The sequence below is a fragment of the Mycobacterium sp. NGS50 genome, assembly GCF_059812545.1.
This window is the reverse complement of the sequence record NZ_JCALCW010000021.1, coordinates 1-25,421: the sequence shown is the minus strand read 5'-3', so window position 1 is coordinate 25,421 and position 25,421 is coordinate 1. Positions and strand designations below refer to the sequence as shown.

General features: G+C 68.9%; 21 protein-coding genes. 12 read left to right on the top strand and 9 right to left on the bottom strand.

Annotation, left to right across the window (positions count from 1 at the left end; translation table 11 throughout):
- Window positions 1-18: 18 nt before the first annotated feature.
- The 3 genes from AC5Y36_RS15845 to modA are packed head-to-tail and all read right to left on the bottom strand — an operon-like array spanning window position 19 to window position 2,647.
- A complete protein-coding gene (locus tag AC5Y36_RS15845) occupies window positions 19-1,101 on the bottom strand; it encodes a sulfate/molybdate ABC transporter ATP-binding protein (protein ID WP_500041880.1) in 1,083 nt (360 codons plus the stop codon).
- Window positions 1,098-1,889: an ABC transporter permease gene (locus AC5Y36_RS15840; protein WP_500041948.1), complete on the bottom strand. Its 792-nt coding sequence runs from the start codon at window positions 1,887-1,889 to the stop codon at window positions 1,098-1,100. The genes AC5Y36_RS15845 and AC5Y36_RS15840 overlap by 4 nt, the downstream gene beginning before the upstream one ends.
- Window positions 1,889-2,647, bottom strand: coding sequence for a molybdate ABC transporter substrate-binding protein (modA, locus tag AC5Y36_RS15835; protein ID WP_500041879.1), 759 nt, complete (start codon window positions 2,645-2,647; stop codon window positions 1,889-1,891). The genes AC5Y36_RS15840 and modA overlap by 1 nt, the downstream gene beginning before the upstream one ends.
- A gap of 193 nt (window positions 2,648-2,840) precedes the next feature.
- On the opposite strand from modA, the gene AC5Y36_RS15830 reads away from it, so the two are divergent.
- The 3 genes from AC5Y36_RS15830 (at window position 2,841) to AC5Y36_RS15820 (ending at window position 5,985) form a co-directional block, all read left to right on the top strand.
- Window positions 2,841-3,518 carry an SDR family oxidoreductase gene (locus tag AC5Y36_RS15830; protein ID WP_500041878.1) on the top strand — a complete coding sequence of 226 codons (678 nt, stop codon included), beginning with the start codon at window positions 2,841-2,843 and terminating at the stop codon, window positions 3,516-3,518.
- A 64-nt stretch (window positions 3,519-3,582) separates the two neighbouring features.
- Window positions 3,583-4,497 (top strand): LLM class F420-dependent oxidoreductase, encoded by a 915-nt coding sequence (locus AC5Y36_RS15825; protein ID WP_500041877.1) that lies wholly within the window; start codon window positions 3,583-3,585, stop codon window positions 4,495-4,497.
- 96 nt (window positions 4,498-4,593) lie between these two features.
- Window positions 4,594-5,985, top strand: a complete 1,392-nt coding sequence (locus AC5Y36_RS15820; RefSeq protein ID WP_500041876.1) for an NAD(P)/FAD-dependent oxidoreductase — start codon at window positions 4,594-4,596, stop codon at window positions 5,983-5,985.
- A 6-nt stretch (window positions 5,986-5,991) separates the two neighbouring features.
- Here AC5Y36_RS15820 and AC5Y36_RS15815 read toward each other — a convergent pair whose 3' ends face one another.
- Together AC5Y36_RS15815 and AC5Y36_RS15810 are read right to left on the bottom strand one after the other, a co-directional pair.
- On the bottom strand, window positions 5,992-6,372 hold the full coding sequence (locus AC5Y36_RS15815) for a PaaI family thioesterase (RefSeq protein WP_500041947.1): 381 nt from the start codon (window positions 6,370-6,372) through the stop codon (window positions 5,992-5,994).
- A gap of 181 nt (window positions 6,373-6,553) precedes the next feature.
- The gene (locus AC5Y36_RS15810; protein ID WP_500041946.1) at window positions 6,554-7,342 is read right to left on the bottom strand and encodes an iron reductase; all 789 of its coding nucleotides are present in this window, start codon (window positions 7,340-7,342) and stop codon (window positions 6,554-6,556) included.
- A gap of 149 nt (window positions 7,343-7,491) precedes the next feature.
- Here AC5Y36_RS15810 and AC5Y36_RS15805 point away from each other — a divergent pair, with 149 nt between their 5' ends.
- Genes AC5Y36_RS15805 through gnd form a run of 3 tightly spaced genes read left to right on the top strand, consistent with a single transcriptional unit; the run spans window position 7,492 to window position 10,345 of the window.
- On the top strand, window positions 7,492-7,908 hold the full coding sequence (locus AC5Y36_RS15805) for a BlaI/MecI/CopY family transcriptional regulator (protein WP_500041875.1): 417 nt from the start codon (window positions 7,492-7,494) through the stop codon (window positions 7,906-7,908).
- Window positions 7,909-7,922: 14 nt separating this feature from the next.
- Window positions 7,923-8,867: a M56 family metallopeptidase gene (locus AC5Y36_RS15800; RefSeq protein ID WP_500041874.1), complete on the top strand. Its 945-nt coding sequence runs from the start codon at window positions 7,923-7,925 to the stop codon at window positions 8,865-8,867.
- A 26-nt stretch (window positions 8,868-8,893) separates the two neighbouring features.
- On the top strand, window positions 8,894-10,345 hold the full coding sequence (gene gnd / locus AC5Y36_RS15795) for an NADP-dependent phosphogluconate dehydrogenase (protein ID WP_500041873.1): 1,452 nt from the start codon (window positions 8,894-8,896) through the stop codon (window positions 10,343-10,345).
- Here gnd and AC5Y36_RS15790 read toward each other — a convergent pair.
- From AC5Y36_RS15790 to AC5Y36_RS15780, 3 genes are read right to left on the bottom strand one after another with little or no spacing between them, the layout of a single operon-like run.
- A complete protein-coding gene (locus tag AC5Y36_RS15790) occupies window positions 10,342-11,205 on the bottom strand; it encodes an alpha/beta fold hydrolase (protein WP_500041872.1) in 864 nt (287 codons plus the stop codon). The genes gnd and AC5Y36_RS15790 overlap by 4 nt on opposite strands.
- Window positions 11,206-11,230: 25 nt before the next feature.
- The gene (locus tag AC5Y36_RS15785; RefSeq protein ID WP_500041871.1) at window positions 11,231-12,340 is read right to left on the bottom strand and encodes a histidine phosphatase family protein; all 1,110 of its coding nucleotides are present in this window, start codon (window positions 12,338-12,340) and stop codon (window positions 11,231-11,233) included.
- Window positions 12,341-12,356: 16 nt separating this feature from the next.
- The gene (locus tag AC5Y36_RS15780) at window positions 12,357-13,433 is read right to left on the bottom strand and encodes a phosphoglycerate mutase family protein (RefSeq protein WP_500041870.1); all 1,077 of its coding nucleotides are present in this window, start codon (window positions 13,431-13,433) and stop codon (window positions 12,357-12,359) included.
- Window positions 13,434-13,884: 451 nt separating this feature from the next.
- Between AC5Y36_RS15780 and AC5Y36_RS15775 the strand changes: the two genes are divergently transcribed.
- The 6 genes from AC5Y36_RS15775 (at window position 13,885) to AC5Y36_RS15750 (ending at window position 23,080) form a co-directional block, all read left to right on the top strand.
- Entirely contained in the window at window positions 13,885-15,321 is a 1,437-nt protein-coding gene (locus tag AC5Y36_RS15775; RefSeq protein WP_500041869.1) for a GuaB1 family IMP dehydrogenase-related protein, read from the top strand.
- Between the two features lie 178 nt (window positions 15,322-15,499).
- Window positions 15,500-16,852: a hemolysin family protein gene (locus AC5Y36_RS15770; RefSeq protein ID WP_500041868.1), complete on the top strand. Its 1,353-nt coding sequence runs from the start codon at window positions 15,500-15,502 to the stop codon at window positions 16,850-16,852.
- On the top strand, window positions 16,852-17,916 hold the full coding sequence (locus tag AC5Y36_RS15765; protein WP_500041867.1) for a hemolysin family protein: 1,065 nt from the start codon (window positions 16,852-16,854) through the stop codon (window positions 17,914-17,916). The genes AC5Y36_RS15770 and AC5Y36_RS15765 overlap by 1 nt, the downstream gene beginning before the upstream one ends.
- 11 nt (window positions 17,917-17,927) lie before the next feature.
- Complete coding sequence (locus tag AC5Y36_RS15760; protein WP_500041866.1) at window positions 17,928-18,800, top strand: 3-methyladenine DNA glycosylase; 873 nt, start codon at window positions 17,928-17,930, stop codon at window positions 18,798-18,800.
- A 49-nt stretch (window positions 18,801-18,849) separates the two neighbouring features.
- Window positions 18,850-21,069 (top strand): malate synthase G, encoded by a 2,220-nt coding sequence (locus AC5Y36_RS15755; protein ID WP_500041865.1) that lies wholly within the window; start codon window positions 18,850-18,852, stop codon window positions 21,067-21,069.
- A gap of 55 nt (window positions 21,070-21,124) precedes the next feature.
- Entirely contained in the window at window positions 21,125-23,080 is a 1,956-nt protein-coding gene (locus tag AC5Y36_RS15750; RefSeq protein WP_500041864.1) for a vWA domain-containing protein, read from the top strand.
- Window positions 23,081-23,094: 14 nt separating this feature from the next.
- Here AC5Y36_RS15750 and AC5Y36_RS15745 read toward each other — a convergent pair whose 3' ends face one another.
- A complete protein-coding gene (locus tag AC5Y36_RS15745; RefSeq protein WP_500041863.1) occupies window positions 23,095-25,305 on the bottom strand; it encodes a beta strand repeat-containing protein in 2,211 nt (736 codons plus the stop codon).
- Between the last annotated feature and the right edge of the window lie 116 nt (window positions 25,306-25,421).

Genomic DNA, 25,421 nt, shown 5'->3' with positions numbered 1-25,421 from the left:
CCCGTCAGTGCCGTCGGGTCAGTGCCGATGCGGCGCCGCGGTGTGCAATCGCACCTGGTGATCCGGTACCGAAAACCACACCTGTTCCCCCGGAGCCAGTCGCAGAGCGGCAGCGACGTCCGCGGTGATGTCGGCGGCAAGACCGGGAGCTCCGTCGGGCTGCTGTTCGCCGCGCAGCCGAATCACCACGCCGAGTGAGTCCAGTTCGGTCACGGTCACCGCGCTCAGATTGCGCGGGTCCCCCGCTGGCCGCTCCCGCGACACCGATACCGAACTCGGCGGGAACACCGCGACCACCCGCTGGCCGATGCTCAGCCCGTCGTCGGGGATTCCGTACCAGTCGGCGCCGCACGCTGAATTCAGGACGCCGTCGGCGGCCACCGTCCCGGCGACCTGATTGACCCCGGCGATGCGGGCGCCGAAGCGGCTGCGCGGCGCCGTCAGGACGTCAGCAGCGCGACCGATCTCGGCGATGGCGCCGCCTTCGAGCACCAACACCCGATCGGCCAACGTGAGCACGTCCAGCGGGTCGTGCGTGATCAGCACGATCGCGCGCCCGTCGCGGGCGGCCACATTGCGCAACACCCCGCGCACAGCGGCGGCTGCCGCCACATCCAGTCCCGACAGCGGCTCGTCGAGCAGCAGCACTTGGGGTGCCGCGGCCAGGGCGCGCGCGATCGCGACGCGTTGCGCCTGGCCGCCGGACAGTTGCCGTGGCCGGCGCTCGGCCAATTGCGCGGCGTCGACCTCACGCAGCCATCGCAGCGCCGACTCTTTCTGCCGGGATCGTTTGCCGCGCAACGCGAACGCCACATTGGCCGCGACCGTCAAATGCGGGAACAGCAACGGGTCCTGCAGCAGCAGCCCCACCCGCCGGTCATGAGTGGGGACATGCAGCCCCGCCGCGGTGTCGGTCAACACCCGCTCCCCGAGCTGCACCAGACCCACGTCGGGATGCACCAATCCGGCGATAACGTGCAGCACCGTCGACTTACCGGCCCCGTTGGGACCCAACACGGCAAGCACCTCGCCGGCGGCCACCGAGAATTCGACGTCCACACCGCGCTCGGCGACCACCGCCCGCAACCGCAGGTCGGTCACCAGCCGGCGCCGGTCAGCCGACGTGCACCCAGGCCGAGCACCACCACCGCCGCCACCACCACCAGCAGCAGCGACAGCGCCACCGCGGCGTCGGCGTCGGTCACCCGCTCCAGATAGATCGCCAGCGGCAGGGTGCGGGTGACCCCCTCGCGTGAACCCGCGAACGTCAACGTCGCACCGAACTCCCCCAGCGACCGGGCGAACGCCAGCACCGCCCCCGAGACCAGCCCGGGCAGCAGCAGCGGCAGCGTCACCCGCCACCACACCCCGGTCGGCCGCTCCCCCAGCGTCGCCGCCACCACCTCGTAGTCGGCCCCGGCGGTGCGGGCCGCTCCTTCCAGCGCGATCACCAGGAATGGCAGCGACACGAAGGTCTGCGCGAGAACCACGGCCGTGGTGGTGAACGCGATGTCGATGCCGGCCGCGTCGAGATACCGGCCGACCAATCCGAGCCGGCCGAACGCATACAGCAGCGCGATACCGCCGACGACCGGCGGCAACACCAGCGGCAGCAGCACCAGCGGTCGCAGCACCCGGATCAGTCGCGCACGGCTGCGGGCCAACACCAAGGCCAGCGGTACTCCCAGCAGCAGGCACAGCGCCGTGCTGGCAGCCGCGGTCTTCACGCTCAACAGCAACGCCGTCACCGCTGACGGGCTGGTGATCAGCGACCAGAAATGCGGCCAGTCCACCTTCACCGCGACGGCCAGCAGCGGCAGCACGACGAATACGGCACCGAGCGCGGCCGGAACATAGACCCAGCGCGGCAGCGCGGCGGGCGGGCGCATCACTCCGGTTTCGTGAAGCCGTCGCGGTGCAGCATGTCCTGCCCGGCCGGCCCGGTGACCAGGTCGACGAATCGCTGCGCCAGCGCGGACTGCGGCGCATCCTTGAGCACCGCGATCGGGTAGACGTTCACCGCGCCGGCGGCCTCGGGAAAGTGGACGGTGCTCACTTTGTCGCCGGCGTTGCCGGCGTCGGTCACATACACCACCCCGGCATCGGCCTGACCGGTCACCACCTTGTCCAGGACGTCGGTGACGTCGGGTTCCTCGCTGACCGGGTTCAGCCGGATGTGGGTGCTGTCCTCGACGCGATGGGTTGCCGCCCCGCACGGGACCGGCTGCTGGCACACCACCACGCTCAGCGCGGGATCGGCCAGATCGGCGAATGCGGCGATCTTCTTGGGATTGCCCGCCGCGGTGACGATGACCAGGCTGTTCGCGGCGAACGGCACCGCCGTGCCGGCCAGCAGCCCCGCGCCGGCGACCTTGTCCATCTGCGCGGTGTTGGCCGACGCGAAGACGTCGGCGCCGGCGCCCTGGGTCAACTGGGTGGCCAGCTCTGCGGAGCCCGCGAAGTTGAACTGCACCTTGGTGCCGGGATTGTCGGCTTCGAACCGCCCGCCGATCTCGGTGAAGACCGGCCGCAACGAGGCCGCCGCGAAGACTGTGATCGACGGCGACGACGGGGTGGAGCTGCAGCCCGTCGCACCCATGACGCACACCGCCGCCAGCGCGGCAGCCATCTTTCCGACCCGACGCATGGTTCGAACCCTATCCGGCGTACCCCCGGCCGGAACCGTTCTGTATCCCGATCGTGTCGCGTCGGAGTTTCCTCTTCTAGCTACTGTCCAGTAACATCGACACGATCGACGCCATCAGACGCTGAATCCCTGGTCCGCACCCTGCGGTGTGTCACCATCACAGCCATGGATCAGCGTTGAACACGAGGAGGTCATGGCGATGGAGGTGCTGGTCACCGGTGGCGACACCGACCTGGGTCGCACGATTGCCGAGGGCTTCCGCGACGCCGGTCATACCGTGACCCTGGCAGGCGCACGCGCACACGAGCTGGAAGTGGCCGCCAAGGAACTCGAAGCCGACGCCGTCGTCTGCGACACCACCGATCCGGCCAGCCTGACCGCAACCCGTGGCCTGTTCCCGCATCACCTCGATGCCGTCGTCAACGTGCCCGCACCGCAGTGGGACGCCGGCGATCCCCGCACCTACTCGCTGTCGGAGCTGGCCGGAGCGTGGCGCAACACGCTGGATGCCACCCTGCTGTCGGCCGTGCTCACCGTGCAAACCCTCGGTGACCACCTGCGTTCGGGCGGTTCGATCATCTCCGTGGTGCCCGAGAACCCCCGCGACGGCAGCCCCGATGCCGCGATCAAGGCCGCCCTGTCCAACTGGGCCGCGGGCCAGGCCACCGTGTTCGGGACCCGGGGCATCACCGTCAACGTGGTAGCCGCCGGCCTGGGGGCCGAACCCGGATACAACGGGTTGACCCGCACGCCGCCGTCGGTCGAAGCCGAGGCCGCCCGGCTGGCACTGTTCTTGACCAGCGCGGCAGCCCGTCACATCACCGGCCAGACGCTGCACGTCAGCCACGGCGCGCTCGCTCACTTCGGCTGACGCCGTTTCGCCTGCGGCGTAATCACCGGGCCGCTGAACACCTTTGGCGACTAGTGTCGACCGGGTGAGCATCCGCCTTGGCTACCAGATTCCCAACTTCTCCTACGGGACCGGCGTTGCCGAATTGTTCCCGACCGTCATAGCGCAGGCCCGCGAAGCCGAATCCGCTGGATTCGACGCGGTCTTCGTGATGGACCACTTCTATCAACTGCCCGGCCTGGGCACCCCGGATCAGCCGATGCTGGAGGCCTACACCGCGCTGGGCGCGCTGGCGACCGCGACCGAACGCGTTCAGCTGGGCACGCTGGTCACCGGCAACACCTACCGCAACCCGGCCCTACTGGCCAAGGCGATCACCACGCTGGACGTGGTCAGCGCCGGTCGCGCAATCCTGGGCATCGGCGCCGGATGGTTCCAGCTGGAGCACGAGCAACTGGGTTTCGAGTTCGGCACCTTCACCGACCGGTTCAACCGTCTCGACGAGGCACTGCAGATCATTCTGCCGATGATCAAAGGCGACCGCCCCACCTTCTCGGGTACCTGGTACCAGACCCGCGAGGCGATGGCCGAACCCCGCTTGCGCGAACACATTCCGCTGTTGATCGGCGGCAGCGGAGAAAAGAAGACCATCCCGCTGGCCGCGCGGCTCTTCGACCACCTCAACCTGATCACGACACTCGACCAGCTACCCGCGAAAGTTGCGGCGGCGCAGCGCAGTTGCGAGGCCATCGGCCGCGATCCGGCGACCCTGGAGACCAGCACGCTGCTCACCGTGCTGCTCGACGAGGCGGCCGGCGCCGACCAGATCCCGGCCGAACGATCCCAGCGCGCCGTCGTCGGCAGCGCCGCATCGATCGCCGACCAGATCAAGACCGCAGTGCTCGATGCGGGTGTCGACGGCGTGATCTTCAACATTCCGGTCTACACCCCGGGCGTCATCACCGAGATCGGCGCGGCGCTACGGCCCCTGCTGGCGTGAGTGTGGCCCATCACACAGGCACCGGTGCGGCGACCAGCAGTTAGGCCGACTACCGTATTGAGTGAATGCAGTCGCGCCACGAGGAGCAACCCCGTCATGAGTGCCCAGCCTGAAGCCACTGCTGCCCCCCATCCCCGCCACCGTGTGGTGATCATCGGATCCGGATTCGGCGGACTGAACGCGGCCAAGAAGCTCAAGCGCGCCGACGTCGACATCAAGCTGATCGCCCGCACCACCCACCACCTGTTCCAGCCGCTGCTGTACCAGGTCGCGACCGGGATCATCTCCGAGGGCGAGATCGCCCCGCCCACCCGCGTCGTGCTGCGCAAACAGCGCAACGTGCAGGTGCTGCTCGGCGACGTCACCCACATCGACCTGGCGCGCAACGTCGTGGTCTCCGAACTGCTCGGCCACACCTACGACACCCCGTACGACAGCCTGATCGTCGCCGCCGGGGCCGGCCAGTCCTACTTCGGCAACGACCATTTCGCCGAGTTCGCGCCGGGCATGAAATCAATCGACGACGCCCTCGAATTGCGCGGTCGGATCCTCAGCGCCTTCGAGCAGGCGGAACGCTCCAGCGACCCCGAGCGGCGCAAGAAGCTGCTGACCTTCACCGTCGTCGGGGCCGGCCCGACCGGCGTCGAAATGGCCGGGCAGATAGCCGAATTGGCGGACTACACACTCAAGGGTGCGTTCCGCCACATCGACTCCACCAAGGCCCGGGTGATCCTGCTGGACGCCGCCCCGGCGGTGCTGCCGCCGATGGGCGACAAGCTGGGCCGCAAGGCGGCGGCCCGGCTGGAGAAGATGGGCGTCGAAATCCAGCTCGGAGCGATGGTCACCGGCGTCGATCGCAACGGCATCACCGTCAAGGACGCCGACGGCACCACCCGGCGCATCGAGTCGGCCTGCAAGGTGTGGTCGGCGGGCGTTTCAGCCAGCCCGTTGGGCCGCGACCTGGCCCAGCAGTCCGCGACGGAACTCGACCGGGCGGGCCGGGTCAAGGTGCTGCCCGATCTGTCCATACCCGGACATCCCAACGTCTTCGTGGTCGGCGACATGGCCGCCGTCGACGGGGTGCCCGGGGTGGCCCAGGGCGCCATCCAGGGCGGCAAGTACGCGGCGAAGGCGATCAAGGCCGAACTCGCCGGCGCCGACCCTGCGGCGCGCGAACCGTTCCAGTTCCTGGACAAGGGATCGATGGCCACGGTGTCACGGTTCTCCGCGGTGGCCAAGATCGGGCCGCTGGAGTTCAGCGGTTATTTCGCGTGGCTGGCCTGGCTGGTGCTGCACCTGGTGTATCTGATCGGGTTCAAGACGAAATTGACCACCATGTTGTCGTGGACGGTGACCTTCCTGAGCACCCGGCGCGGTCAGCTCACCATCACCGAGCAGCAGGCGTTCGCGCGGACGCGGCTCGAGCAGTTGGAGGTCTTGGCGGCCGAAGCCCGGGGCAGCGAGCCCGACCGCGCCGCGGCGAGTTAGCGCCGGTCAGTCCGGCAGGTTCTGCAGCCGTACCTGACCGCGCGCGACGACTCGGTCGTCGGCTCCGCTGATGGTGACCAGCCACAGCTGTTGGCGGCGGCCGCGGTGGATCGGCGTCGATACCGCCGACACGGTGCCCGACGAGATGGACCGCAGGAAGTCGGTGCTGTTGTTGACGCCGACGACGTTCCCGCCGCCGTTCTGCGACAGCCACACATAGGCCGAGACGCTGGCCAGACTTTCCACGATCGAGCAGTACACGCCGCCGTGCACGATGCCCATCGGCTGCAGGAGCTTGTCCTGGACCTCCAGCTGGGCGCGGGCGCCGTCGGGGCCGAGCTCGGTGAAGACCAACCCGATGTTGTTGTCGAACGGCGCCGCCGGCATGGCTTGGCCCTGCGAAGGTTGCACGCGCTTGTGTTTACACCATCTGGCGCTCAGGTCCGCCCGCGGGATGCTCAAATGCGGGCAAGCCCCGCGCACAGGTGCGCGGGGCTTGCCATCGAGTCGGACCGGGGGTCTCTGCAGCCCTCAGGACTCCGGCGCGGTCCGTGCGTTCTCGACCTCATCAGCATAGGCAAGGCTGCCCTAATTTTGCAAGGGGTTGGGTGGTCCGGTTTCGCGGGTGTTGCGGGCCGCGCACCGGCATCCCCAGCATCAGCAGCGCATCAAGCAACGCCTGACCGCGGCGGGCGGCGGTGGCCTCGCTACTGCCGGCCAGCTGCGGCACCTGGGTCGCGGCCGCCACGATCGAGGCTCCGACGGTATGCCACATCGCCGCCACCGACACCACGCCGCCGCTGACGTCGCTCAGCGCGGTGAACAGCGGCTGCAGGGTCCGCTGGCAGCGGTGCGCGGTCCAGGTGATCAGCGCCGCCTCGCTCGGCAGGCGCACCACGCCGCCCCGCGCCGCGGGCTCCTCGCCGCGGTACGGATCGTCGGGCAGCACCCGCAATGTCGGGTCCACCACGGCGGCCCAGTCGATGACGCCGTCGGAGTCGACGTGCACCCACAGGTTCTCCAGGCCGGCGTCCCAGGCCCGCCCTTCCAGAATGACCAGTGCCACGACCCGGCCGATCACGCCATGAGCCAGCGTCGCCGCCAACTGCTGGGCGGCACCGACCGGACTGCCCATCTCGTCGGCCGCCGCCGCGAACATCTGCGCGAGCCTGCCGTCGTCCATCGCCGCGGACAACGGCCACCACCGGCGCCGGGAGACGTCGGCCAGCACCGCCACCCCGTACACCCGCGGACACTCCGGATACAGCGCCCGCAGCCGCCGACTCGATTCATGTAGCGGCAGCATCCGGTCGATAACCATCGCCGCAATGAGCGGGTCGTCGAGTACCGCGGTCACCGTCACCTCCCGTAAGATAGGTAAGCCTAACCATACTGCCTTTGGGGTCGATCGACGCTTGTGACCGCCCTCACACGGCGTGGGCGAGGTACGACAGCCGGTAGTAAAGCGGAGTAGTCTGGCGATATTGCTCAGGAGATGAACGCATAATGGCGAAGCAGACCCGGCTCGGAGATTTGGAGCGCGCGGTGATGGACCATCTGTGGTCCGCCCCCCAGCCCCAAACGGTTCGCCAGGTGCACGAGGCGTTGTCAACGCAGCGTGACCTGGCGTACACCACGGTGATGACCGTGCTGCAGCGGTTGGCCAGGAAGAATCTGGTCTCCCAGATCCGCGATGACCGGGCCCACCAGTACACCCCCGTGCACGGTCGCGACGAACTGGTCGCCGGGCTGATGGTCGATGCCCTCGACCAGGCCGCGGACTCCGGCAGCCGGCGGGCGGCGCTGGTGCATTTCGTCGAACGGGTCGGGGCCGACGAGGCGGAGGCGCTGCGGCGGGCCCTGGACGAATTGGAAGCCAAGCATCGGACCGCCGGGCCTGTTGGCGGGCGAGCGGCGCCCTAGGGGAGACTGGCGAGGTGTCCGCGCTGGCCTTCATCATCATCGCGGCGCTGCTGGTTGGACCGATTCCGGTGCTGCTCGCGCGATCGGCGTGGCCGCTGCGTGCACCCCGGGCCGCGGTGGTGCTGTGGCAGGCGATCGCGGTCGCCGCGGTGCTCTCCGCGTTCAGCGCCGGCATCGCCATCGCCAGCCGGCTGCTGATGCCCGGCCCCAACGGGCGGCCCACCGCGACCCTGCTCGGCGACATCGGCCGATTGGGCTGGCCGCTGTGGGCCCTCTACATCGGTGTTTTCGCGTTGACCCTGCTGGTCGGCGCGCGGCTGCTGGCCTCGGTCCTGCAGGTGGCGATCGCGACCCGACGCCGCCGGGCCCGCCACCGCATGCTGGTCGACCTGCTCGGCGTTGACGCGGTCGGCACTCACCCGGGCAATCGGGCCGGCCGACTGCGCATCCTGGAGGTGGCCCAGCCGCTCGCCTACTGCCTGCCGGGCGTCCGAAGCCGGGTGGTGCTCAGCGAAGGGGCGCTGGCCCGCCTCACCGATACCGAAGTCAGCGCCATCCTGACCCATGAGCGGGCCCACCTGCGCGCCCGCCACGACCTGGTGCTGGAGGCGTTCACGGCGGTGCACGCCGCTTTTCCGCGCTTCGTCCGCAGTGCGAGCGCCCTGGACGCGGTGCGGCTGTTGGTCGAAGCACTCGCCGACGACGCGGCGGTGCGGGTCACCGGTCCCACTCCGCTGGCCCGGGCGCTGGTGACCTGCGCCTCCGGGCGCACCCCGGCGGGTGCGCTCGCGGTGGGCGGCCCGTCCACGGTGGTGCGGGTGCAGCGGCTCTCGGGGCGCGGCAACAGCCGGGCACTGTCTGCGGCCGCCTACGCCGCCGCGGCGGCGGTGCTGGTGATCCCTACCGCAGCACTGGCGGTACCGTGGCTGACCGAGCTGCACCGGCTGTTCGCCGGGTAGCAGGAGATGATCAGAGAGGCGCATAGATGAGCTCAGCTGAAGCGAACACCGGCATTGCCCAGATCGGGGTAACCGGGCTGGCGGTGATGGGCTCCAACATCGCCCGCAACTTCGCCCGGCACGGCTACACCGTGGCGCTGCACAACCGGTCGGTCGCCAAGACCGATGCGCTGCTGAGCGCGCACGGAGCCGACGGCAGTTTCGTGCGCACCGAGACCATCGCCGAATTCCTTGCCGCCCTGGAGCGTCCGCGCCGGGTGCTGATCATGGTCAAAGCCGGTGAGCCCACCGACGCCGTGATCAACGAGCTCGCCGACGCCATGGAGCCGGGCGACATCATCATCGACGGCGGCAACGCCCTCTACACCGACACCATCCGGCGCGAGAAGGCGATGGCGGCCCGCGGCCTGCACTTCGTCGGAGCCGGCATCTCCGGCGGCGAGGAGGGCGCACTCAACGGGCCCTCGATCATGCCCGGCGGGCCCAAACAGTCCTACACATCGCTGGGCCCGCTGCTGGAGGAGATCTCCGCGCATGTCGACGGCGTACCGTGCTGCACGCACATCGGACCCGACGGCGCCGGGCACTTCGTCAAGATGGTGCACAACGGCATCGAATACTCCGACATGCAGCTGATCGGCGAGGCCTACCAGCTGCTGCGCGACGCGCTGGGCCTGACCGCACCGCAGATCGCCGACATCTTCACCGAGTGGAACACCGGCGAATTGGACTCCTATCTGGTCGAGATCACCGCCGAGGTGTTGCGCCAGGTCGACGCCAAGACCGGACAACCGCTGGTCGATGTGATCGTCGATGAGGCCGAACAGAAGGGCACCGGCCGCTGGACGGTCAAGTCCGCACTCGACCTGGGGGTGCCGGTGACCGGTATCGCCGAGGCGGTGTTCGCCCGCGCCCTCTCCGGTGCGGTCGCCCAGCGTCGGGCGGCCACCGGCCTCGCCTCCGGCGCCCTCGGAGACCGGCCGACCGACGCCGCGAAGTTCACCGAGGACGTCCGCCGGGCGCTGTACGCCTCCAAGATCGTCGCCTACTCGCAGGGCTTCAACCAGATCCAGGCGGGCAGCGCCGAATACGGCTGGAACATCACCCCCGGTGACCTGGCCACCATCTGGCGGGGTGGCTGCATCATCCGGGCCAAGTTCCTCAACCGCATCAAAGACGCCTTCGACAGCGAACCGGAGCTGGCCAGCCTGCTCACCGCGCCCTACTTCCGGGGCGCGGTGGAGTCCGCGGTGGACAGCTGGCGCCGGGTGGTGAGCACCGCGGTCGGTCTGGGGATCCCGGCTCCCGGTTTCTCCTCCGCCCTGGCCTACTACGACGGTCTGCGCACCCCTCGACTGCCGGCCGCACTCACCCAGGCCCAGCGCGACTACTTCGGCGCGCACAGCTACGGCCGGGTGGACACCGACGGCAAGTTCCACACGCTGTGGAGCGGTGATCGCAGCGAAGTGCCGGTCTAATCAAGCAGTTTGAGTACAGCGACGGTGAAGTCCGCCGGGGCCTCGATCTGCGGGTAGTGTCCCAGCCCGGGTAGTTCGACGACCTCGGCGGCGGGGCGCAGCTCCCGCAGGCCGTCCAGCACGTTGGTGGTGGCCACCGGATCGTCCAGCCCCCACACGAACCCGAGTGGCTTGGGCCAGGACCGGACCGCGCCGTACCAACGCTCGGCGAAGCGCACCCGTTCGTCCAGATAGGCCGAAAGCAGGTGGGCGATGTGGTGGCCGTCGTTGTGGCACAACAACTCCCACTGCGCGGCGGCCTCATCCGCGGCCAGCGGATGCGCGGCGCTGAAAAGCCGGCCGAAGCTGCGGACGAAACTGCGCCGGTTGGTCAGCCGGGCCGCGATGCCCCCGAACGGGCCGCGCAACACCTTCTGAATGGGCCGCAGGCTGGCCCGTTCCAGGATCACGCTGCCGTTGGACAGCACCGCACGGCGCAGGTCGAAGGTCAGTTTGCCGGCCAGGTCGCGGGCCAGCAGTTCGGTGGTCACCGAGGTGCCCATGTCGTGGGCGGCCAGCACCACCGGACCGGTGCCGGTCGCGGCCACCACCGCTTCGACCAGATCGGCCTGCTCCAACAGGCTGTAGCGGTGCGGGCGCGGCTTGTCGGAGAGCCCGAACCCGACAAAGTCCATCGTCAGCCAGGACCGGCCGGCAAGCCGGGCAACCACCGACCGGAAATCGTAAGAGCTGGAGGGAAATCCGTGCAGCAGCAGCACCGTCGGCCCATCGCCTCGACCGGACCGGACGAACACCCGCCCCGGGTCGGTGGCGACCCAGCGGCCACCGTCCCGCCACTCTCGCACACTCTGCTCCATCATCGACCGTGTCATCGCGGGCCGCAGCTCAGATCCACGCCAGCAGGTCGCTGAGCGCCGAACCGGTTTCGTCCGCGGCGCCCAGGTTCGCCCAGGCGCTGCTGATGTCGTCGAAAACAGCCTGGGGGAACCCGAGGAACACCGAGCTGACATCCTGCAGTCCGGTCTGCAGGGCGCTCGCGACGGCGGTCTGGTCGCCGCCGAGCATGGCCTCGTAGATGTTCCATAGCGCCACTTGCGGGGTGGTGATCAGGTCGCGCACATCCATGATCAGTTGGGTGAGCAGTCCTGGATCCGCGGGGACGGGCGTCCCATCCCAGCTGACCAGCGTCCAGCCGTCGGTGGGGTTGCCCTCGATCTCCACGATGCCGGTGTTGGGCAGCAGCGGGGATCCGTCGTCGTTGGCGAACATGGTCTGCAGCGACAACGGCAGCAGCAGGGAGATATCGGGGTTCTTGACGTTCAGCGCCACCCAGGCGGCGATGTCGGCTTCGTTGTTGAACGCCACGGCGGTGATGTCGCCGTTGTCGCTTTGGACCGGGTTGGCCAGCGCGGCGCTGTACATCGTGTCGATGGCCTCGGTGAACTTCTGGTTCATGACCACCCCGTTGGGATCCTCGACGGAGCCCGGAATCGGCACCAGCACCAAGCCGAACAGCGTCCACAGCATCGGCGTCAACTGGTAGAGGAAACCGGCCAGGCTGGCGATCGGCTGGCCCGCGTACAGGCCGCTGTCGATCTCGTTGAGCCCGGGCAGGATCTGCGTCGCCATGTGCTCCAGGTCGGCGAACGGCGCAGCGGTATCGATGTCCCGGATGGCCTGCCCGGAGAAGATCCCGGCGACGTGGTCGCCCAGTGCGTTGTGGAGCTGGGTCGCGACATCCTGGGCCTGCTGCTCGCCGAGGTCGCTGAGCGGCGGCCCCGGATGATCCGGTGACGGGGTGATGACGTCGTTGTACGGCGGCATCCGCTGCCCGTGCCGCACGATGTCGATGACGACGTCTTGGATGTCGTCGCTCGCGGTGAGATGGATGTCGGGCAGGTGGACGGCGGCCGGCGGGACCGGCGCGACCGCGATGACACCGGCCCCGACGAGCGCGACGGTGGCGGTAACCGGCCAGATCGGGCGTGTCTGCATGGTGGCTGCCTCCCGCTCAGATGCCCGCGGAGAGGGCGTCGGCGATGTCGTTGAAGACCGCGCCGGGGAACTGGGTCAGCGCCGAGCTGATGTCGTCGAAACCGGTCTGGATGGCGGCCAGGATCGTCGTCTGGTCGCCGCCGAGGATGGCCTCCCAGATGTCCCACAGCGCGGTCTGCGTGGGCAGCACCACATCCCGCACGTCGACGAACAGCGCGGTGGCCAGATCCGGATCCTGCGGGATGGCTTCCCCGTCCCAGCTGACCAGGGTCCAGCCGTCGGTGGGGTTTCCCTCGATTTGCACGACGCCGGTATTCGGCAGCAGAACGGTGGACAGTCCGTTGGCGACGGTGTGCGATTCCATGATGCGGTTGATGAAGAACGACAGGTCGGGGTTCTTGGCGTTCATCAACACCCAGGCGAAAATCGATGCCTCGCTGTTGAACGCGACGTCGGTGATGTGACCGTTGTCGCTGACCACCGGATTGGCGACGGCGGCGTTGTACATCGTGTTGATGGCGTCGGTGAAGCGTTCGTTGAACATCACCCCGTTGCCGTCTTCGGAGCCCGGCGCCGGCGTCATCGCCCATCCCAGTGGCGCCCCCAACGACCAGGCCCCGACGGTCAGAAAGGCCAGCCGGCCCCCGAGGCTTTCGATCGGGTCGAGCGCGTAGATTCCGCTGTCGACTTCGTCGAGCCCCGGCAGGATCTGCACGCTGTCGGTCATGTGTTCCAGCGCCGCGAACGGCGCGGTGGTCTCGGTCTCCCGCAGACCCTGCCCGGCGAAGATCCCGGCCACCGGTCCCAGCTCGTTGAACAGTTGGTTGCCGATGTCCTGCGCCTGCTGCTGGCCCAGATCGCTGAGCGGAGCCCCCGGATACGCCGGCGACGGCGTCAGGAGGTTCTCATACGGCGAGATCATCTGCGCGTGCCGCACGACGTCGATCACGATGTCCGGTTCTTCACCGCTGGTGAGCTGGATGTCGAACAGGCCGCGCTCCGGCGCAGCCGGCGCACTGGACGGCGCGGGGATGCCGCTGACGCCGAGAAGAGCGACACCGACGGTAGCGGACAGGATTTGGCTTACCTGCATGATGCATACCTCTTTGAATATTCAGTTGATACGAAATGAGCATGCGAATTTCGCGCGCAGCAAAGCTGCCGATTCAACAATCAATTCACCGCCGTCTGCGGTGTGCCGCTATCAGATCCCCGTGATGCCGGCTACGACCCGCGATGCCGCCACTGCCGGTGCAGCTTTCGCTGCAGGTAACCTTCGAGATTGCAGGCGCGCGGGACGCGATGCATCATCGCCCGTGCTTGAATGGCCGCCCCGTAGCGGCTGAAGCTAACCGCCATCATCGCTCCCTAAAGGAAAAAATGACTTTACACGAGGATTCCGCTGTGAGGAAGATAAATTCTCGCCTAGATAATCTGGCGTCGCGTGTCGTCGTGGGTGGTGCTCACCGCCGCGTGGGCGGTACCGTGGCTCAGACCGCTGACACCGTTGAGGGTGTCGCCATCGACGCCGCCCGGAAGAACCGATGAGATTTTCAGACGGGCATCGACCCGCGTATGACCTGACCTACAACGACGTTTTCATCGTCCCCAGCCGCTCCGACGTCGAGTCGCGCTTCGACGTGGATCTGTCCACCCGCGACGGGTCGGGCACCACGATCCCGGTCGTGGTCGCCAACATGACCGCGGTGGCCGGGCGCCGGATGGCCGAGACGGTGGCCCGCCGCGGCGGCCTGGTGGTGCTGCCGCAGGACCTGCCGATCGAGGCGGTGCAGCAGACCGTGGCGTTCGTGAAAAGCCGCGATCTGGTGGCGGACACCCCGGTGGTGCTCTCCCCCGACGACTCGGTGTCCGACGCGACGGCGCTGATCCCCAAACGCGCGCACGGCGCGGCGGTGGTGGTGACCGATGGCCGCCCGAGCGGGCTGGTGACGCCGTCGTGTTGCGTCGGCGTCGACCGGTTCGCCCGGGTACGTGATGTCGCGATGAGCGACTTCGTGACCGCCCCGGCGGGCACCGACCCGCGCAAGGTGTTCGACCTGCTCGAGCATGCACCGGTCGGCGTCGCGGTGCTCACCGAGGCGGACGGAACCCTGGCCGGCGTGCTGACCCGCACCGGCGCGGTCCGGGCCGGGCTCTACACACCGGCCAGCGACGCCGGCGGCCGGCTGCGGATCGGCGCCGCGGTCGGGATCAGCGGCGATGCGGCCGCCAAGGCGGCGGCGCTGGTGCAGGCCGGTGCCGATGTGCTGGTCATCGACACCGCCCACGGCCATCAGCGCAAGGCACTTGACGCGATCAAGGCGGTTGCCTCGTTGGAGTTGGGAGTGCCGCTGGCCGCCGGCAATGTGGTGTCGGCGCAGGGCGTCGAGGATTTGCTGGATGCCGGAGCGACGATCGTCAAGGTCGGTGTCGGCCCCGGCGCCATGTGCACCACCCGGATGATGACCGGCGTCGGCCGGCCGCAGTTCTCCGCCGTGGTCGAGTGCGCGGCCGCGGCGCGCCGGCGCGGCGCCCATGTCTGGGCCGACGGCGGGGTGCGCCATCCGCGCGACGTCGCGCTGGCGCTGGCCGCCGGGGCCTCCAACGTGATGATCGGGTCGTGGTTCGCCGGGACCTACGAATCGCCGGGCGATCTGATGCGCGACCACGACGACCAGCCGTACAAGGAGAGCTACGGGATGGCCTCCAAACGTGCGGTGGTAGCCCGCACCGCCGAGGACAGCGCGTATGCCCGAGCCCGCAAAACCCTTTTTGAGGAAGGGATTTCGACGTCACGGATGGTCGTCGACCCGGACCGGGGCGGGGTGGAGGATCTGCTGGATCACATCACCTCGGGGGTACGCAGCACCTGTACCTATGTCGGCGCGTCGACGCTGGCCGAGTTGCACGAACGGGTGGTGATCGGCGTCCAGTCGGCAGCCGGCTTTGCTGAGGGGCATCCGCTTCCGTTCGGGTGGTAGCCGGTTTCGCTACCATGAACAGCACCGAACACTGCGAAGGGGGATTCGTGCCGCAGGCACCCGTCGAGGCTGTGGCCTTCGGGTCCGAGCCGTCGGCCGGCGAGCCCGACGACCCCGCCTCTAGATCGCCGGGCCGCCTGGCCCGGCGCTCCGTCCGCCCGGCGTGTGGGTCTCGGCGATGACCGTCGCCGTGACCGTGCTGTCCCTGCTGGCGTTTGCGGTGCTCACGGCCGGAACCGCGATGTTCGTCGCCGCCGAGTTCTCGCTGACCACGCTGGAGCGCAGCACCGTCGAGTCCAACGCCCGGCGCGGCGGGCGCCGGGACCGCTATGTCCAGCGCGCCCACCGCACCCTGTCGTTCCAGCTGTCCGGCGCCCAGTTGGGCATCTCGATCACCACCCTGGCCACCGGCTATCTCGCCGAACCGGTGCTGGCCCGATGGTTGGCGCCGGCCCTGAATGCCCTCGGCATGCCCGAGCGGATGTGTGACGGGGTGGCCCTGCTGCTGGCGCTGCTGATCGCGACATCGCTGTCGATGGTGTTCGGCGAGCTGGTCCCCAAGAATGTGGCGCTGGCCCGTCCGTTGCCGACCGCGCGCGCGACCGCCGGCCCGCAGCTGCTGTTCTCGCTGTTCTTCGCGCCGGTGATCCGGTTGACCAACGGGATGGCGAACCAGGTGCTGCGGATGCTGGGGATCGAACCCGCCGAGGGGCTTCGGTCGGCCCGTTCCCCACGCGAACTGGTGTCGCTGGTACGCACCTCGGCCCGCAGCGGCGCCCTGGACCCGGCGACCGCCGCCCTGGTGGACCGTTCGCTGCACTTCGGCGCGTTGACCGCCGAAGAGCTGATGACCCCGCGGTCCAAGATCGTGGTGCTGCAGGCCGACGACACCATCGCCGACCTGGCGCACGCCGCCACCGACAGCGGTTTCTCCCGCTTCCCGATCGTCGAAGGCGACCTCGACGCGACCATCGGGATCGTGCACGTCAAGCAGGTGTTCGAGGTGGCACCGGCCGACCGGGCCAGGACCGCGCTGCGCGCGGTGGCGCAGCCGGTCGCGGTCGTACCCTCCACCCTGGACGGCGACGCGGTGATGACGCAGATCCGCGCCAACGGGCTGCAGACCGCGCTGGTGGTCGACGAGTACGGCGGCACGGCCGGACTGGTCACCGTCGAAGACCTGATCGAAGAGATCGTCGGCGACGTCCGCGACGAACACGACGACGCCACCCCGGATGTGGTGCGTGCCGGTGACGGCTGGCGGGTGTCGGGCCTGCTGCGCATCGATGAAGTCGCGAACGCCATCGGATATCGCGCCCCGCAGGGCGAGTACGAAACCATCGGCGGCCTGGTGCTGCAGGTACTGGGCCACATCCCCCGGGCCGGTGAGGCGGTGGAGCTGACCGCGTTCGATCCCGACGTCCGCGTCGATGACCCGATCCGGTGGAACGCCACCGTGGTGTCGATGGACGGGCGCCGCATCGACCTGATCGAGCTGACCGAACTCGGCCGGCGCGGGCGGAGCCGGTGATGGGTGACGTGCTGGCGCTGTTGCTCGCCCTGCTGCTGGTGGTTGCCAACGGGTATTTCGTCGCCGCCGAGTTCTCGCTGATCTCCGCACGCCGCGACCGGCTGGAGGCGTTGGCCGAGCAGGGCAAGAAACGCGCGGTCACCGTGATTCGGGCCGGAGAACAACTGCCGCTGATGCTGGCCGGGGTCCAGCTGGGGGTCACGGTGTGCTCGATTCTGCTGGGCCGGATCGGTGAACCGGTGGTCGCGGATCTGCTGGGCCGGCCGCTGCAGCTGGCCGGGGTCACGCCGGCGGTGCTGCATACGGTGTCGTTCCTGGTGGCGCTGGCGGTGGTAGTCACCGCGCATGTGCTGCTCGGCGAGATGGTGCCCAAGAACATCGCCCTCGCCGGCCCGGAACGCGCGTCGATGCTGCTGATCCCGGTCTACCTGGTCTATGTGCGGGCAGCCCGGCCGTTCATCGCGTTCTACACCTGGTGCGCGTTTGCCACGCTGCGCGCCATGCGGGTGGAACCGCGCAGCGAACTGGAAGTCACCGTCTCGACCGTCGAGCTGTCCGAGATGATCGCCGAATCGGTGTCCGAAGGCCTGCTGGACCCCGAGGAGCACACCCGCCTCACCCGGGCACTGCAGGTCCGCACCCGGGTGGTCGCCGATGTCGCGGTCGGAGTCCGCGACATCCGTGCGGTGCCGGCGGCGGCAGCCGGCTCGGGGCCGACGGTCCGGGCGGTGGAACTGGCGCTGGCCGCCACCGGGTACTCGCGGTTTCCGGTGATCGATTCCGGGGGCGGATTCGTCGGCTATCTGCACATCAAGGATGTGCTGGCGCTCGCCGACCCGGCCGAGCTGGACCCGAACATGGTGCTGGGCCTGGCCGTGGTGCGCCCGCTGCCGCGGGTTCCGATGTCGCTGCCGCTGCCCGACGCGCTGTCGCGGCTGCGCCGTACCAAAAGTCATCTGGCGCTGGCCACCGACGACACCGGGCAGGTGGTGGCGATGGTGGCGCTGGAAGACCTGGTCGAGGACCTGGTCGGCACGGTGCGCGATGGCACACACCGCATCTGAGGGGACACGTCATGGCTGAGGTGCTCGATACCCGGCTCTGGCGGCACCGCGTCGAGCGGCACCGGCGTCGGGTGCGCGAGCTGCTGGCACCGCACCGGGCCCGGCACGGGCAGCCACACCCGGTGTGGGACTTCTTGTTCAGCTACTACAGCCTGCGCCCGGGGCAGCTGGAGTGCTGGCACCCGGGCTACGGGGTGGCACTGGCCGGCGCCGGGGCGCTGACCGGCTACCGCAACCGTCGCGGCTACACGGTGCGCGGCGACGTCGTCACCGTCAGCGACGACCACCTGCGGCGGCGGTACGACACCATCGACTTCGTCGCCCGGCTGCTGCGGGCCACCGCCCAGCGGCCGGCCCAGCTGAACTGCTTCGGGCTGCACGAGTGGGCGATGGTGTATCGCAGCGATCAGGTGCGCCACAGCCGGGTTCCGCTGCGGCTGTCGCGGGCGCAGACCGACGCGGTGGTCGACACCGCCGGCCCGCTGCGCTGCACCCACTTCGACGCTTTCCGGTTCTTCACCGAGGCCGCGGCCCCGCGCAATGCGGTGCCGCTCAGCCGCGCCGCCCAGCCCGAGCACGAACAGCCCGGCTGCCTGCACGCCAACATGGACTTGTACAAGTGGTGCTACAAGCTGAGCCCGCTGATCGGGTCCGACCGGCTGCTGGACTGTCTGGAACTGGCGGCCGCGGCACGGGAGCTGGACATGCGCGCCAGCCCCTACGACCTGACCGGCTACGGATATGCCCCGATCGCGATCGAGGATCGCGCCGGGCGCGCCGAATATGTGCGTTGCCAAGCCGGCATCGCCGAACGCGCGGCGGTGCTGCGGGCGGCCCTGCTGGCCGACTGTGACCTGCTGCTGGCGGCTGCCGGTTGCGGATAGCGCCGCTACCGGCCGGTAAGGTGGTGTGTTGCCAGTAAGGGAGGAACATATGACGGATCGGGTGTCGGTTGGCAATCTGCAGATCGCCCGGGTGCTGTACGACTTCATAACCGACGAAGCCCTGCCCGGAACCGGAGTCGACCCGGACAGCTTCTGGGCCGGCGTCGACAAGGTCGTCACCGACCTGACGCCGCGCAACCGGGAGTTGCTGGCCCGTCGCGATGACTTGCAGGCCCAGATCGACAAGTGGCATCGGCAGCGGGTGATCGAGCCCATCGACCCGCAGGCCTACCAGGCTTTCCTCACCGAGATCGGCTACCTGGCGCCCGAGCCCGCGGACTTCACCGTCACCACCGCCAACGTCGACGACGAGATCACCCGCACCGCCGGCCCGCAGCTGGTGGTGCCGGTGCTCAACGCCCGGTTCGCCCTCAACGCCGCCAACGCGCGCTGGGGATCGCTGTATGACGCCCTGTACGGCACCGACGTGATCAGCGAGGCCGACGGCGCGGAAAAGGGACGTGGCTACAACCGGGTGCGCGGCGACAAGGTGATCGCCTACGCCCGCAAGTTCCTCGACGGCGCGGCAGCGCTGGCCAACGGGTCGTGGGCCGAGGTCAAAACCCTCACCATCAGCGGCGGCCAGCTGGGCCTGACGCTCACCGACGGCCTGGAAACCACCCTGGCCGCACCCGAGCAGTTCGTCGGGTACACCGGATCCGACGCCGAACAGGCCACGCCGCCGTCCTCGGTGCTGCTGGTCAACCACGGCCTGCACATCGAGATCCTGATCGACCCGCAATCCCCGATCGGTGCGACCGATATCGCCGGGATCAAGGACGTCGTGCTGGAGTCGGCGGTCACCACCATCATGGACTTCGAGGACTCGGTGGCCGCGGTGGACGCCGACGACAAGGTGCTGGGCTACCGCAACTGGCTCGGCCTGAACCGGGGCGATCTGACCGAGGAGGTCGCCAAGGACGGCAAGACCTTCACCCGCGCCCTGCACGCCGACCGCGAGTTCACCAAGCCGGAGGGGCCCGACGCCGGCACCCTGACACTGCCCGGCCGCAGCCTGATGTTCGTGCGCAACGTCGGGCACCTGATGACCAACGACGCGATCGTTTTCAGCGCCGACGGTGCTGACGACACCGAGGTGTTCGAGGGCATTCAGGATGCGCTGTTCACCGGGCTGATCGCGATGCACGGGCTGCACAGCAGCGACGACAACGGGCCGCTGGTCAACAGCCGCACCGGGTCGGTCTACATCGTCAAGCCGAAAATGCACGGCCCAGACGAGGTGGCGTTCACCGCGGAGCTGTTCAGCCGGGTGGAAGAGGTGCTGGGGCTGCCCCAGGCGACCTTGAAGGTCGGCATCATGGACGAGGAGCGACGCACCACCCTGAACCTGAAGGCCGCCATCAAAGCCGCCGCCGACCGGGTGGTGTTCATCAACACCGGATTCCTGGACCGCACCGGCGACGAGATCCACACCTCGATGGAAGCCGGGCCGATGGTGCGCAAGGGCACCATGAAGAGCCAGCCGTGGATCCTCGCCTACGAGGACAACAACGTCGATGTCGGATTGGAGACCGGGCTGACCGGCCACGCCCAGATCGGCAAGGGCATGTGGGCGATGACCGAGCTGATGGCCGACATGGTCGAACAGAAGATCGGCCACCCGCGCGCCGGAGCCAGCACCGCCTGGGTGCCGTCCCCGACCGCCGCGACGCTGCACGCGATGCACTACCACCAGGTCGACGCGTTCGCGGTGCAGCAGGAACTTGCCGGCAAACGCCGCGGCACCGTCGAGCAGTTGCTGACCATCCCGCTGGCCAAGGAACTCGCCTGGGCACCCGAGGAGATCCGGGAGGAAGTCGACAACAACTGTCAGTCGATTCTGGGCTACGTGGTGCGCTGGATCGACGCGGGCGTCGGGTGCTCCAAGGTGCCCGACATCCACGACGTCGCGCTCATGGAGGACCGGGCCACCCTGCGGATTTCCAGCCAGCTGCTGGCCAACTGGCTGCGGCACGGCGTGATCACCGCCGAGGACGTGCGAGCCAGCCTCGAGCGGATGGCGCCGGTGGTGGACCGGCAGAACGACGGTGATTCGGCTTATCTGCCGATGGCCCCCGATTTCGACGCCAGCATCGCGTTCTGCGCCGCGCAGGAGCTGATTTTGTCCGGTACCTCGCAACCCAACGGGTACACCGAGCCGATCCTGCACCGCCGCCGCCGCGAGTTCAAGGCCCGCGCCGGTGCGTAATCGCGTGCACGGGTAATCCCTAGGGCAACGAGACGGAGAGGGCGCAAACACCGCCATGGGTAGGCACAGCATTCCCGACCCTGACGATTTCTCCGACGAGCCATTCGACGAGCAGTTCTACGCCCCCGGCGACGACCTGGATGCCGGCCTGTCCAGCGGGGATCATGCCGCCCCCGAGGACGCCGGTCACTACGACGGCGACGCGTCAGCACCGGGCGAAGCCGATAACACCTGGCTGGCGCGGGCCGGGATCCGCGGCGATCGGCGCCGCGTCGGTGAGTGGCGCGGCGGGCACCGCAGCGAGGGCGGTCGGCGCGGCGTCAGCATCGGTGTGATCGCAGCCCTGGTCGCGGTGGTCGTGGTGGTGGCCACCGTCATCCTGTGGCGGTTCTTCGGCCACACCCTGGCGCACCGCAACGACGCCGCCGCGGGCCGCTGTGTGGAAGGCAAGGTGACCGTCGCCGTCGTCGCCGACCCGTCGATCGTGGATCAGGTTTCCGAGTTCGCCCAGCGCTACAACGACACCGCCAAACCCGTCGGTGACCGCTGCGTCGAGGTGAGCGTCAAACCGGCCGGCTCGGACGCCGTGATCCGGGGATTCATCGGGGACTGGCCGGCCGAGCTCGGCCAGCGCCCGGCGTTGTGGATTCCGGGCAGCTCGGTGTCGGCGGCCCGGCTTCGGGCCGCGACCGGCCGCGAGACCATCAGCGACAGCCACTCCCTGGTCACCTCGCCGGTCCTGCTCGCGGTTCGTCCCGAACTCAAACAGGCCCTGGAGAAGCAGAACTGGGGCACGCTGCCCACCCTGCAGGGCAATCCCGAGTCGCTGCCCGCATTGAACCTCCGCGGCTGGGGTTCGCTGCGGCTGGCGTTGCCGATCGCCGGAAACGCCGATGCGACCTTCCTGGCGGCCGAGGCGGTGTCCGCCGCGTCCGCACCGCACGGTGCGCCGGCCACTGCGGGTTCCGCGGCGGTGCGTGCCCTGGTCGGCGCCCAGCCGAAGCTGGCCGACGATTCCATCAGCGACGCGATGAACGCGCTGCTGCGCCCCGGCGACCACGCGACCGCGCCGGTGCACGCCGTGGTCACCACCGAGCAGCAGCTGTTCGCCCGCGGCAAGGCGATCTCGGATGCCGGCAGCGAACTGGGTTCCTGGCGGCCGCCGGGCCCGGCCGCCGTGGCCGACTACCCCACCGTCCTGCTCAGCGGGTCGTGGTTGTCGCGTGAGCAGATCAGCGGCGCCAGCGAGTTCGCCAGGTTCGCCCACAAACCCGACCAGCTGGCCGACCTGGCCCAAGCCGGATTCCGGGTGGAGGGTGTCACCCCGCCGCACAGCGATGTCACCGGCTTCGACGCGGTGGACTCGGTCTTGTCGGTCGGCGATGACGAGATGCGCGCGTCCCTGGCAGACGTGCTCACCACCCCGGCGGCCGGATCGGCGGTCACCCTGATGCTCGACCAGTCGATGGGCGTGGACGAGGGTGGCAAGACCCGGCTGGCCAACGTCGTCGCGGCGCTCAACGACCGGATCAAGGCGCTGCCCGGCAGTTCGGCGGTGGGACTGTGGGCCTTCGACGGCTCCGACGGCCGCAACGTGGTGTCGACCGGCCCGCTGAGCGACCCGGTGGCTGAACAGCCACGGACCGCGGCGGTGACCTCCAGCCTGGACGGATTACCGCAGACCTCCGGCGGCGCGGTGTCCTTCACCACCCTTCGCCTCGTTTACTCCGAGGCGTTGGCGAATTTCCGTGAGGGACAGAATAATTCCGTGCTGGTGATCACCACCGGCCCGCACACCGACCGCACCTTGGACGGTCCGGGACTGCAGGACTTCATCCGTGGCGCGATGGATCCGCAGCGTCCGGTCGCGGTGAACGTGCTGGACTTCGGTGGAGACCCGGATCGGACCACCTGGGAGGCGGTCGCCCAGATCAGCGGCGGCAGCTACCAGAACCTGCCCACCTCGGCCTCCCCCGCGCTGGCGACGGCGCTGAGCACCCTGTTGAGCTGAAACCGGTCGGCGACCTACATGCCCAGCGCAGCCAGGATCTGCTGCGGCACCGTGTCGAACAGTTCGGTGTAGAAGCCGCCCAGCGGATCGACGCTGACGCCGGCCAGGTCGCCCAGGCCGAGATCGGCGAGCAGGCCGTCCAGGGTCAGGTTGGACAGGTCGCCCAAGTCGGTCAGGTTCAGCGGCAGGCCGGACAGGTTCAGGTCGTTGAGCAGATCGCCCAGGTTCAGCCCGTTCAGCAGGCCGGTGATGTTCAGCGCGCCGAACGGGTCGCCCAGGTCGTTGAGCAGACCACCGAGGGTCAGATCACCGGTCGACGCCGAGAAGCCCAGCGCCTCCAACACCCCGCCGATACTCAGGTCCTGGCCAGGCACGATGCCCAGGTCACCCAGCAGGCCCCCGAGGCTCAGCGGGGTCGATGACAGACCCAGATCATTCAGCAGACCGCCGATCGTCACACCGTCCGACGACAGGCCCAAAGTGCCGAGCAGGCCGCCGATCGTCAGGCCGCCCGGTAGCGATCCCAGTTCGTTGAGCAGGTCGCCGACCGTCAGGCCGCTGCCGCTGAGGCCGAGGTCGCCGAGGAGATCACCGACCGTGGTGCCGCCACCGGACAGACCCAGATCATTGAGTAGCCCGCCGATCGTCACGCCGGTTGCGCTCAGCCCCAGCGTGCCGAGCAGGCCGCCCAGGGTCGGGTCGGTTGTCGTGACGCCCAGTGCGCTGAGCAGGTCGGTGAGCAGGGTGCCGATGCTCGGAGTGCTCAGCGGTACGCCAAGGGTGGTCAGCGTGCCTATCAGGGTGTTGAGCAGCGTGGTCACCGTCCCGGTCGGGACGCCGAATGCGGCCAGCACCCCGCCGAGCGCGTCGGTGAGCAGACTGACCGCCGACCCCCCGGGCAGCGCGTCCCCGGTGCCCAGCCCGATGGCGCTCAGCAGGGTCTCCGCCGATACCGCACCCGACACGTTGAGCCCCAGCGATCCCAGCAGCGCATCCAACACGCTCGTCGACACCGGGGACGACGTGTCCAACCCCAGCGAACCCAGGATGGCGTTCAGCACCGACGGCGTCAGCAGGCTGTCGGAACTGAGTCCCAGCGAACCCAGCAGGTTGGTCAAGGTCGTCGCCGAGAGCTCGGTCGACGGATCCAGGCCCAGCGCACTCAGCAGGCCGTTCAGCACGTCCGTCGACGGTGTTCCGGCCGGGTCGAGGCCCAACGTGGAAAGCAGGCTGTTCAGCACACTGGTCGACAACGGGTTGGTCGCGTCGAGACCCAGCGCGGCCAGTAGGTTGTCCGTCGAGAGCAGACCGGTCGGATCGATGCCGAAGGCGCTCAGCACGCTGCTGAGTGAGAGGTGATCCAGGTCCACGTTGGTGTCGAGTCCCAAGCCGCTCAAGATGTTGGTCAACCCGAGGGTGATCGCGTTGCCCGAGCCGAGGTTGTCCAGGCCGAGCAGGTTCAGCAACCCGCTCAGCGAGGTGATTCCGCTGCCGTCGGCCAGCAGGTCGCCCAGGCCGTTTTGGCTCAGCCCCAGGTCGCTGAACAGGCTACCCAGGGTCAGATCGCCCAGCCCGAGCTGGCTCAACAGGCTGCTCAGATCCAGGTCGGTCAGTTTCAGACCGCCCAGTCCCAGGGCATCGACCAGGTTGGTCAGGCTCAGATTCACCTCCATGGGCTGCAGCGGCGCCAGGACACCGTTCCAGGCAGGAATGGTGATGGTGCCGTCCAGCAGGCTGATGGTGTCCTGGCCGTTGAGGTAGCCGTTGAGGATGGTGGGCAGGCCGTTGAGCAGGGCGCCGAAACCACCGCTGCCCTGGGCGTCCGCGATGACCTGCTGGATGGCGTTGTAGGTGGCGATCTGCGACCCGAGGTTGGCGATCGCGAGCTCAAGTCCCGGCGGCAGCTGCACCGATATGGTCCCCGGCAGCGAGGTGAGGTCCGTGGTGATGTCCGGGGTGACGTTGGTGAATGCGCCGATCACGCCGAGCGGATTGGTGAACAGCGCGCCGATCACCTTCGAGATGTCCGCCCAGTCGGCCCCGGCGACGATGTTGTTCCAGTTGGTGGTCGTGTTGGTGATGAGCTCCGACCAGGGGTCGGCGGCCAATTGGACTGCCCGCGTCGCCGGATCGACCGGCGGCGACACCACCGGCGTCACGGCGATCAGGCCGGCACCGACGAGGGCGATTCCGGTGGTTGCGTAGGGGCGAAGGAGCTGTCGCATGATGCACTTCCGATCCTGAGGGCGCCAGCGGTTCTCGCCTCAGAATAGGCCCGTGAAACACCTTAGAAGGAGTTAATTGGAAACTAATTTTTCCCGGGTAGGGGCGGTCCTCTGTC